The sequence below is a fragment of the Jatrophihabitans sp. genome (assembly GCF_035474675.1).
Classification (GTDB): domain Bacteria; phylum Actinomycetota; class Actinomycetes; order Mycobacteriales; family Jatrophihabitantaceae; genus Jatrophihabitans_A.
Genome location: NZ_DATINC010000136.1, coordinates 1 through 9,136 on the forward strand (window position 1 = coordinate 1; position 9,136 = coordinate 9,136).

Here is a 9,136-nt window from a genome sequence, read left to right on the forward strand (position 1 = left end):
AGAGCCTGCACTGGATGAGCTCGGCGGTCGGGCAGGTGCCGCTGGACTGGTCGGCGCCCAACGGTTACCCGGCGGTGGCCAGCGCCTGGCGCTCGTCCGGCTCGCTGCTCAACCTCTGGGGCTATCACCGCGGCCTGGCGCAGAACTGGTACGAGGGCTTCGCCAAGCTCGACCCGAACTCCCTCTACGGCGCGGTCAAGCCGCGCACCAGCGGCGAGGCGATCATCCAGCTGTGCGGCCGGCTCACCGGCAGCCGGTTCCCGACCGGGCACCTGCAGGCCCTGCAGACGTTTCTGGGCGAAGCTGCCAGCACCCCGATCGCCAGCTCCCGGCTGCGCTGGTACCTGCCGCACCTGATCCCGCTCATCCTCGACGCTCCGCAGCACGCGCTGCGCTGAGCGGCTGAACTTCAGATACCCGAGAGGACGTCATGACCGACCCCGAGCTCTCCGCCGCCGAGCGGCTGGCCGGCGAGGCCCAGCAAGTGAGTGCCGACCTGGCCGCCCAGGACGCCAGCTGGGCGGGCGGCTGGACCCGGCGCAGCTTCCTGGCCGGCGCCGGCATGGTCGGCGTGGCCGCCCTGGGCAGCCAGCTGGTCACCACCCGGGCCGCCTACGCCGCGCCGGGGCTGAGCAACGGCAACACCCTGGTCTGCGTCTTTCTGCGCGGTGCCGCCGACGGCCTGCGGATCCTGGTGCCGGCCACGTCCGACACCGGCCTGGACTACCTGACCACGGTGCGCGCCAACCTGGTGCCGGCCAGCGCCAACCGGCTGCCGCTGCCGGGCGCTCCCGGCTGGGCGCTGAACTCCGCGCTCAACCCGCTGCTGCCGTTCTGGAACACCGGCGAGCTGGCCTTCGTCCCGGCGGTGTCGGTGGACGGCATCACCCGCAGCCACTTCCAGGCCCAGCAGTGCCTGGAGCGCGGCTCGGACACCGCTACCACCGGCTGGCTGGACCGGGCACTGCAGCAACTCGGCCCCGGCACCACGTTCCGGGCGGTCACCCAGGGCTCGGCGCTGCCGGCCGCGCTGACCGGCAACCAGACCAAGCTGGTGATGAGCTCGCTGAAGAACTTCAGCTTCCCCGGCTGGGACGGCGTCGCACCGCAGAGCGAGACCGCCCTCCGCACCCTGTACCGGGGGCTGGCCGGCCCGCTCGGCGAGGACGTGCCGATCACCCTGTCGGCGCTGGCCACCGCGGCAAGCGCCCGGGCCAAGGCCGGTGCGCAGAACGGCGCGGTGTACCCGGGCGGCAACTTCGGCACCGCGCTGGCCGACCTCGCCACCCTGCTGCGCGCCGAGGTGGGCATGCAGGTGGCCACCGTCGACGTCGGCGGCTGGGACACCCACACCGACGAGGCCAACCAGCTCGACCGCAACCTCACCTCGGCGGCCAAGGCGCTGGCTGCCTTCCTCACCGACCTCGGCCCGGCCCGGCGCAGCCGGGTGACGGTGGTGGTGATGACCGAGTTCGGCCGGCGGGTGCAGATGAACGCCAGCGGCGGCACCGACCACGGGCACGGCAGCCTGATGTGGCTGCTCGGCGGCGGGCTGGCCGGTGCCTCGGTGTACGGCAAGTGGAACCAGCTGTCGGCAGGATCTTTGGATTCCGGCGACGTGCCGGCGCTCAACAACGCTTACGACGTGCTGGGCGAGGTGGCCCAGAAGCGGCTCGGGGTGGGGCAGCTGGGCACCCTGTTCCCGGGCCGGACGTTCGCGCCGCTGGGGCTGGCCAAGGCGGTCTGAGTTCTCCGCCGGCTGCGCCCGCCCAGGGTCAGCCGCGCTGCGGCTCGGCGGCGACCAGCGCGGGGGCCAGGTCAGCCTCCGGGCCGGCGACCGTCTCCGACCAGACCGTCTCCGACTCGACCGAACCTGATTCGACCGGGTCCGTTCCGGTCGTGCGCAGCTCGTCCCACTGCACCAGCGCGACCCCGGCGACGATGAACGCGCCGCCGACGATCTGCGCCGGGCCGGGCAGCTGGCCCAGCAGCAGCCAGGCGAGCAGCACCGCGAACAGCACCTCGCTCAGGCCCAGGAAGGATGCGAGCTTCGCGCCGAGCGCGCGGGCGGCGGTGATGCCGGCGGAGTAGGCGAAGACGCCCGCCACCAGGGAGATCCCGAGCACCGGCACCAGCCAGCTGGTCCGGTGGTGCAGGAGCTGCACGTCCTGCGTACCCGCCGAGATCGGCACCACCCCGAGCACTCCGACCACCACCAGGCAGAGGCTGGCGACCGCCATGCCACCCCAGGCCATCACGATGGGCGGCAGCGAGTTGTCGGCCTGCGCCGACACCACGAAGTACACCGCGAGTCCCACCGCCGCGCCGAGCCCCCACAGCACCCCGACCGGGTCGAGGTGGTGGCTGCCGGTCACGTCCAGCACCAGCGCCAGCCCGAGCAGCGCGGTGGCGGCGCCGGCCACCGTCAGCCGGCGCGGCCGGTTCCCGTGCCGCAGCCACAGCCAGCCGACCACCAGCAGGATGCCCAGGTACTCCAGCAGCAGGGCCACACCCACCGACAGCCGCGCCACCGCGTTGAAGTAGCACAGCTGGGCGGCCGCGATCGCCAGCACGCCGTAGGTGGCGATGCTGCGCCGCTCGCGGAGCAGCATGCCGTACCGGCCGCGCAGCACGTGCAGCGCCGGAATGCTCAGCACGGCCGCGGCGACCAGCAGCCGGGCGGTCACCGCGGCGGCGGGTGACCAGCCGGAGTCGATCAGGGCGGTGGCGAAGGCGCCCGAGGTGCCGAAGGCGGCGGCAGACAGCAGCGCGGTGCCGAGGCCGGCCTGCTGCCGGGTTGCGACCTGCATGACGAGTCCGTTCGAAGGAGAGCTGGTGTGTCATGAGCTATCGGGACTATGCTCATTACCTCTGACGCTAGTCGGACCTCCGTAAGGAGTCAAGATGGTTTTCGCTCATGACACGGAGCGGGCGCTGGCGGCCGCGGCGGCCCTGGTGAACACCGGCCTGGCCGACGCCGGGGACCAGCTCACCACCCTCGCCGAGCTGGACGAGCTGGTCCGCACCTGGCAGTGGACCGGCCCCCGGGCCGGCACCCCGGCCGAGCTTGCCGCGGTGCGCGAGCTGCGCCCGACCCTGGCCCGGTTCTGGTCGGGCGACAAGGACACCGTGGTGGAGCTTGTCAACCAGGTGTTGCGGGATCGTCATGCGCTGCCGCAACTGGTCAAGCACGACCAGTGGGACTACCACGTGCACGCCACCGCACCGGACGCGCCGCTGGCCGACCGGATGGCCGTCGAGGCCGCCATGGCGATAGCCGACGTGATCCGGATCGACGAGCTCGGCCGGCTGCGAATCTGCGGCGGCGAGGACTGCGAGGACGTCTACGTCGACCTGTCGAAGAACCGCTCCCGCCGGTTCTGCGGCGCCACCTGCGGCAACCGGGCGAACGTGGCCGCCTACCGGGCCCGCCGCCGCTGACAGAAACCTAGGAACGCAACTAGGAGTGCACCGGGCCGGTGTCGACCGCTTCGAAGGCCGATCCCGGCACGTTCTTCAGCTGCTCGAGATCGGCGTCGTTCCAGCCGCTGTCGGTGGAACCGGACAGGAACCAGTTCGAGCCGTTGTCGGCCACGAACATGCCGTAGGTCTTCAAGGCTTGCAGGATCACCCGGGAGGCGCCGGTGTAGCGGCTGAGGTCGAAGGACGCCTTCAACCGGAACCGGGCACCCATCGGCGGGACGTTCGGGTCGGTGGTGGAGCCGGCCTGGTGGGTGGCTGGGTTGATGTAGCCGCGCTGGGTGGTGGCGACGGTGAACCGCAGCGCGTGGTCGATGTGCCCGGCCAGCACCTCGTCCCGGCGGACCAGGCCGGGCAGGATCGGCAGGCCGGCGGCATCCGCCGAGGTCCAGCCGGCCGGCCGCAGCGCGTTGGAGCGCAGGTCGAAGACCGCGCCGGACGCGGCGGTCCAGCCGGAGCCGCTGCGGGCCGCCCCGTACAGCTCGTAGAGGTGGCAGTCACCGGAGGCGACCAGCACGTGCGCGTCCCCACCGGCCTCGATCCGGGCAGCGGACGGGATCGGGTACGGCCCCGGGTCGCTCTCGTCGCCGTAGTCGGTGAAGCTGACCGGCACCTTCGGCTGCCCGGCTGGCACCACGCTGTACGGAATGCCGTAGGACGGGTCCGAGCCGAAGTCCGGGTGCAGGAACCGGCTGCCGCCGATGCTGGCCACCCAGGCCGCCGAGCGCGGGTTGAGCGGGGCGGCCGAGATCACCCGGCGCCACGGGTTGTCCGGCGGGAACAGCGAGCAGCCGGCGATGCTCGCCCCGCTGGCGCCGGCCTGGGGCAGCCGGGTGGGTGCCGGCCGGCCGGGCCGGACCAGCACCGGGCGGTCCGCCTTGCGCACCGTGCCGGCCGTCGCCAGCCGGGCACCCGCTGCCGGCCCGGAGGGAGCGGCAGCCGCTGCGGAGCCCGCCACCACCACCAGCGCGAGCACCCAGGCGGGTACCCGCAGCCGGGGTCGCATTCCAGCAGCCGGTCGCATGTCCACCAGTATGTCGGGTTCTGGCCCGCCAGCCGGCCCGTACCATGGAATTTCGTGAGTTCCAGTCCCGAAAGTCTCTTCCCCCGCCTCGAGCCGCTGCTGACCCAGGTCGGCAAGCCGATCCAGTACGTCGGCGGTGAGCTGAACGCGCGCAGCAAGGACTGGGACTCGGTGGCCGTTCGGTGGGTGCTGATGTACCCGGACGCCTACGAGGTGGGGTTGCCCAACCAGGGCGTGCAGATCCTCTACGAGGTGCTCAACGAGCGCCCGGACGCGCTGGCCGAACGCAGCTACGCGGTCTGGCCCGACCTGGAGAAGCTGCTGCGCGAGCACGGCCTGCCGCAGTTCACGGTGGACGGCCACCGGCCGGTGGGCGCCTTCGACGTGCTGGGCGTGTCGCTGTCCACCGAGCTCGGCTACACCAACCTGCTGACCGCGCTGGACCTGGCCGGCATCCCGCTGCACGCCACCGACCGCGACGAGCGGCACCCGATCGTGCTGGCCGGCGGGCATGCCGCGTTCAACCCCGAGCCGATCGCGGACTTCCTGGACGCCGCGGTGCTGGGCGACGGGGAGCAGGCCGTCGGCCGGATCACCGACCTGATCGCCGCCTTCAAGGCCGAGGGCTCGCCGGGCGGGCGGGACGAGCTGCTGACCCGGCTGGCCGAGACCGGCGAGGTGTACGTGCCGCGCTTCTACGACGTGGCCTACCTGGCCGACGGCCGGCTGGCCTCGGTGACCCCCAACCGGGACCGGGTGCCCGAGCGGGTGCGCAAGCACACCGTGATGGATCTCGACGACTGGCCCTATCCAAAGACGCCGCTGGTGCCGCTGGCCGAGTCGGTGCACGAGCGGATGTCGGTGGAGATCTTCCGCGGCTGCACCCGGGGCTGCCGGTTCTGCCAGGCCGGCATGATCACCCGTCCGGTGCGCGAGCGCTCGGTCGAGGGGATCGGCCGGATGGTCGAGGCCGGGCTCGCCGCCACCGGCTTCGAGGAGGTCGGCCTGCTGTCGCTGTCCAGCGCCGACCATTCCGAGATCGGGCCGCTGGCCAAGCAGCTGGCCGACCGGTACGCCGACTCCCGGGTGTCGCTGTCGCTGCCCTCGACCCGGGTGGACGCCTTCAACATCGACCTGGCCAACGAGTTCTCCCGCAACGGCCGGCGTTCCGGGCTGACCTTCGCTCCGGAGGGCGGCTCCGAGCGGCTGCGCCGGGTGATCAACAAGATGGTCAGCCACGACGACCTGATCTCCACCGTCACCGCCGCCTACTCCCAGGGCTGGCGGCAGGTGAAGCTCTACTTCATGTGCGGGCTGCCCACTGAGACCGACGACGACGTGCTCGAGATCGCCACCATGGCCCAGGACGTCATCCGGGCCGGCCGGCAGGCCACCGGCTCGCGCGACATCCGGTGCACCGTCTCGATCGGCGGCTTCGTGCCCAAGCCGCACACCCCGTTCCAGTGGGCCGCGCAGGCCGCACCCGAGGTGGTGGACGGCCGGCTGCGTGCGCTGCGCGCCGCGATCAACTCCGACCGGTCGCTGGGCCGCAACATCGGCATGCGCTACCACGACGGCAAGCCCTCGCTGATCGAGGGGCTGCTCTCCCGCGGCGACCGCCGGGTCGGCGCGGTGATCGAGCAGGCCTGGGCCGACGGCGCCCGCTTCGACGGCTGGAGCGAGCACTTCTCCTACGACCGCTGGATCGCCGCCGCCGAGCGGGCGCTGGCGCCGTTCGGGGTGTCGGTCGACTTCTTCACCACCCGGGAACGCGATGCCGACGAGGTGCTGCCCTGGGACCACCTGGACTCCGGCCTGGACAAGCAGTGGCTGTGGGACGACTGGCAGGACGCGCTGACTGGCTACGAGCAGGACGACTGCCGGTGGACGCCGTGCTTCGACTGCGGGGTGTGCCCGACGATGGGCACCGACATCCAGGTGGGTCCCACCGGCAGGTCGCTGCTGCCGCTGGTCGCCAAGCCGCCGCTGCTGGTGTCCGCGCCGGCGGGGTCGGGCTCCTCCACCGAGCAGGACTGAGGCGGGAGATGGCCAGCAGGCAACCGGACGGGCCGGCGTACCAGGCGCCGGTGCAGCGGATTCGGCTGCAGTACGCCAAGCGCGGCCGGCTGAGGTTCTGCTCGCACCGCGATTTCGCCCGCGCCTTCGAGCGTTCGCTGCGCCGGGCCGAGGTGCCGATGGCCTACTCGGCGGGCTTCCACCCGCATCCCAAGATCAGCTACCTGGGAGCGGCCCCGACCGGGGTGGGCTCGGAGGCGGAGTACCTGGAGATCGGTCTGGCCCGGCACTGCGAGCCCGAGGCGGTCCGCGCCGCCCTGGACTCGGTGCTGCCGGACGGCCTGGACATCGTGCGGGCCGTCGACGCCGCCGACTGCCGGCCCGGGACGCTGGCCGAGCAGATGCACGCCTCGCTGTGGCGGCTGGAGCTGGCGGCCGACCCGGCGGAGCTGACGGCCGCGGTCGCCCGGCTGCTGGCGGCCGAGTCGGTGCCGGTGGAGCGGCTCACCAAGGACGGCCGGCGCACCCTCGACGCCCGGGCGCCGATCGTGTCCGCTCAGGTGTCCGGGATGCCGGCCGAAGTGTCGGAAGAAGGACCGGCCGGAGAGGGGCCGGCCGAGGTGTCGGCTGAGCCAATCGCGGCCAGGAATGACACCCGTGCGATACTTGAGGTGGTCGTCCGCCAGGTCACCCCGGCGGTCCGGCCCGACGATGTGCTCACCGCTCTGCGGACCGTCGCCGGTTTCGCCCCGTCGCAGCCCCCTCGGGCTACCCGGCTGGCGCAGGGACCGGTCGATGACGCGGGACGGGTGACAGATCCGTTGTGCACCACCGGGTCGCCGGCCTGACCGGCAGCTCCCGAGTACTGAGAGACCGCAGGCTTCTCGCCTGCGGATGGCACGTTCTGCCCGCAGTTGTGGGCAGGGGTGACACGAGCCGCCTGTCCGCTCCCGTGGACGGGTGAGACGAGACTTTGCGCTCCGCTTGCGGGTGGAACGCCATACCGCCACTGTGCGGCCGAGTCCGGCGAGAGCCGGCTCGCTCGGCCCCGGTGGTGAGACAGGAGTACCGAGCCATGCTCGACGACACCGAGCCGACCGGCGGCACCGCCGGGCCGGACGACACCGCCAGCGCACCGGCCAAGAAGGCCGCTCGCAAGGCCCCGGCCAAGCGCGCGCCCCGCAAGACTGCCGCCAAGAAGGCGGCGCCGGCCGCCGCTGATCCGGCCGCTGATTCGGGTAGCGCGCCGGAACCCGCTGGTCAGCCGGACGCCCCGCCGACCGCTCCGGCGGTGCCCGACGCCCCCGCCGCCGATCCCACCATGCCGGACCAGCCGGCGAACGAGCCGGCTGGGCCGGCCAAGAAGGCCACCCGGGCCCGCAAGGCCCCGGCCAAGAAGGCGCCGGCCAAGACCGCTGCTGCCGAGAGCGCCCAGCCCGAGCCGCAGCCGCCGGCTCCCGAGGCCACCGGGAGTGCCCAGCCCGAGCCGCAGCCGCCGGCTCCCGAGGCCGCCGGGAGCGCCCAGCCCGAGCCGCAGCCGCCGGCTCCCGAAGCCGCCGGACCGGCCGACCAGCCGGCCCCGGCCAAGAAGGCACCCCGCAAGCGGGTCAGCAAGGCCGCCGCCGCCAAGGCCGCCGCGGAGCAGCCGCCTGCCGGCCAGGTCACCGAGTCCACGGCCGAGATCCCGGCACCCGAGGCACTGCCGGCGGCACCGGCGCTGAGCGCCCCGGCGGTGCTGTTCCAGCCGCCGTCCGCCGAGCCCGCGCCGCGCCGGCGGCGCGGCGCCAAGAAGGCCGCCGAAGCCGCGCCCGCCCAGCCGGAAGCCCGTCCGGCCGATGAGGTGCCCGACTTCACCGACCTGGAGCCGGAAGACCTCGAGACCGACCTGGAGCCGGAGGACATCGACGACCTCGACACCTCCGACACCGAGGGCCCGGACACCGAGGGCGGTGACGAGCCCGAGGCCGGCGAGGGCACCCGGCGGCGGCGCCGGCGGGGCCGGCGCGGCCGCGGCAGCCGGTCCGCCACCGAGAATGGCGAGTCCCGCGACACCGCCGAGGACTCCGACGAGGACGAGCCCGAGGAGGACCACGCCGAGGAGGTCGCCGAGGCGGCCCTGTCGGCCAGCGCCCGGCGCCGGCGGCGGCGCCGTCGCTCCAGCGGCGGGGACGGCGCCGACATCGCACCGTCCGAGGACGACCCGCCCAACACCGTGGTGCACGTCCGGGAGTCCCGGGACTCCCGGGGGTCCAGCCGGGGGAGTGCCGCCGACGACGACGGCGTGCGCGGCGTCAAGGGCTCGACCCGGCTGGAGGCCAAGCGCCAGCGCCGCCGGGACAACCGCGACACCGGCCGCCGGCGCGCCCCGATCCTCACCGAGGCCGAGTTCCTGGCCCGCCGCGAGTCGGTGGACCGGTTGATGGCGGTACGCCAGACCGGCGACCGCACCCAGATCGCCGTCCTGGAGGACGGCATCCTGGTCGAGCACTACGTCACCCGGGCCAGCGCGAGCAGCGCGGTCGGCAACGTCTACCTGGGCCGGGTGCAGAACGTCCTGCCGTCGATGGAGGCCGCCTTCGTCGACATCGGCCGCGGCCGCAACGGCGTGTTGTACGC

At 73.4% G+C, this 9,136-nt stretch carries 7 protein-coding genes and 1 pseudogene; 6 read left to right on the forward strand and 2 right to left on the reverse strand.

Annotated features, from left to right (window positions below; all coding sequences use genetic code 11):
- Together VLJ82_RS15505 and VLJ82_RS15510 are read left to right on the forward strand one after the other, a co-directional pair.
- On the forward strand, positions 1 to 398 hold a 398-nt coding region (locus VLJ82_RS15505; protein ID WP_408664267.1), incomplete at its 5' end, for a DUF1800 family protein.
- 32 nt (positions 399 to 430) lie between these two features.
- A complete protein-coding gene (locus VLJ82_RS15510; RefSeq protein WP_408664268.1) occupies positions 431 to 1,747 on the forward strand; it encodes a DUF1501 domain-containing protein in 1,317 nt (438 codons plus the stop codon).
- Between the two features lie 28 nt (positions 1,748 to 1,775).
- On the opposite strand, the gene VLJ82_RS15515 is transcribed toward VLJ82_RS15510, so the two are convergent.
- A complete protein-coding gene (locus VLJ82_RS15515; protein WP_408664269.1) occupies positions 1,776 to 2,810 on the reverse strand; it encodes an EamA family transporter in 1,035 nt (344 codons plus the stop codon).
- Positions 2,811 to 2,904: 94 nt separating this feature from the next.
- Here VLJ82_RS15515 and VLJ82_RS15520 point away from each other — a divergent pair, with 94 nt between their 5' ends.
- Positions 2,905 to 3,441: a CGNR zinc finger domain-containing protein gene (locus VLJ82_RS15520; protein ID WP_408664270.1), complete on the forward strand. Its 537-nt coding sequence runs from the start codon at positions 2,905 to 2,907 to the stop codon at positions 3,439 to 3,441.
- Positions 3,442 to 3,460: 19 nt separating this feature from the next.
- Here the strand turns inward: VLJ82_RS15520 and VLJ82_RS15525 are convergent, their stop codons facing one another.
- Positions 3,461 to 4,504: a hypothetical protein gene (locus VLJ82_RS15525; protein ID WP_408664271.1), complete on the reverse strand. Its 1,044-nt coding sequence runs from the start codon at positions 4,502 to 4,504 to the stop codon at positions 3,461 to 3,463.
- 54 nt (positions 4,505 to 4,558) lie between these two features.
- On the opposite strand from VLJ82_RS15525, the gene VLJ82_RS15530 reads away from it, so the two are divergent.
- The 3 genes and pseudogenes from VLJ82_RS15530 to VLJ82_RS15540 form a co-directional block, all read left to right on the forward strand.
- Complete coding sequence (locus VLJ82_RS15530) at positions 4,559 to 6,541, forward strand: TIGR03960 family B12-binding radical SAM protein (protein WP_408664272.1); 1,983 nt, start codon at positions 4,559 to 4,561, stop codon at positions 6,539 to 6,541.
- Between the two features lie 50 nt (positions 6,542 to 6,591).
- Positions 6,592 to 7,368: a TIGR03936 family radical SAM-associated protein gene (locus VLJ82_RS15535; RefSeq protein ID WP_408664273.1), complete on the forward strand. Its 777-nt coding sequence runs from the start codon at positions 6,592 to 6,594 to the stop codon at positions 7,366 to 7,368.
- A gap of 227 nt (positions 7,369 to 7,595) precedes the next feature.
- Positions 7,596 to 9,136: pseudogene (locus VLJ82_RS15540) on the forward strand (ribonuclease E/G); the annotation flags it as partial.